Genomic DNA, 1,219 nt, shown 5'->3' on the forward strand with positions numbered 1-1,219 from the left:
CCCTGATACTTCGAAGTTATATGCCACTTGCCTGATTCAATGCGGCGACGGCCTGATTGCCGCTGTTCAGCTCTTCGAGTCGAGCCTTTCGTTCCGCCAGGAGCCCGAGATAATGCATAGCGACTGTCGACCCGGCAATTGCCGTTATATCGGCGTGATCATAGGCCGGCGCAACCTCCACGACATCGGCGCCGACGATATCGACCTGATTGATCTGGCGCAGCACCGACAGGATTTTTGCCGAGGACGGCCCGCCGGCGACCGGGGTGCCGGTGCCGGGCGCGAAGGCCGGGTCCAGGCAATCGATATCGAAGGTGACGTAGGCTTTTTTGCCGCCGGTACGATCGACGATGGCATAAGCGATATCGGACGCGCGCATTTCCTCAACTTCGTGGCCGTACAGGATCTTGATGCCGAAGGTTTCGGGCGCATGGGTGCGGATGCCGATCTGGATCGAGCGGTCGGGGTCGACAATCCCGTCCTTGACCGCGCGGCCGACGAAGGAGCCGTGGTCGATGCGCTTGCCGTCGTCCGGCCAAGTGTCCTGGTGGGCGTCGAACTGCACGAGGGCAAGTGGGCCGTGGATGGCGGCATGCGCCTTGAGCAGCGGCCAGGTGACGAAATGGTCGCCGCCGAGCGATAGCAGGAACGCGCCAGATTTCAGGATCTTTGCTGCCTCGCGCTCGATCGTCCCCGGAGTCTTCTGGTGATTGCCGCTGTCGAGCAGGCAATCGCCATAGTCGACCACGGCGAGATATTCGAACAGATCGCGCGAAAACGGATACTGCGGATCGTTGTCGAGGATGGTCGAGGCGCGGCGAATCGCCTGCGGCCCGAAGCGCGCGCCCGGCCGGTTGGTGACGGCGGCGTCGAAGGGGATGCCCCACACCACCGCGTCCGCGCCCTTCACGTCCTTCGTGTATTTGCGTCGCATGAACGACAGCGCGCCGGCATAGGTCGGCTCGAAGGACGCACCCGTCCTGGCCCGGGCGGTGAAGGCGTGGTCGATGTTGCTGTTCGGCATGAAGCGATCTCCTGAGCGTCGAGGCGCAACCTTATTGGATATAATTCTCAGAAATGCGACCCCTTCCGAGGCCATGGCCATTCGAGCCCGGTCACAAATTCTTGCTTGCCGGGTGAGTCCGCATGGCCAACCAGGAATTGCTTAGGTAAGCATTAATGCAATCGTAAGTAGACATCCGCCTCCGCATGGGATGGT

The 1,219-nt window shown here is 61.6% G+C and carries 1 protein-coding gene; it reads right to left on the reverse strand.

All coding sequences use genetic code 11. From position 1 onward, the window contains the following. Positions 1–16: 16 nt before the first annotated feature. Positions 17–1,024, reverse strand: a complete 1,008-nt coding sequence (gene speB, locus EOA85_RS35585; protein ID WP_065008083.1) for an agmatinase — start codon at positions 1,022–1,024, stop codon at positions 17–19. Positions 1,025–1,219 lie beyond the last annotated feature (195 nt).

Source organism: Mesorhizobium sp. M5C.F.Ca.IN.020.29.1.1 (assembly GCF_003997375.1).
GTDB lineage: Bacteria > Pseudomonadota > Alphaproteobacteria > Rhizobiales > Rhizobiaceae > Mesorhizobium > Mesorhizobium wenxiniae.

What these genes read in the sequence shown, in the direction of transcription:
- speB (WP_065008083.1), bottom strand. Translation starts at nt 1,024, where the DNA reads ATGCCGAACAGCAACATCGACCACGCCTTCACCGCCCGGGCCAGGACG.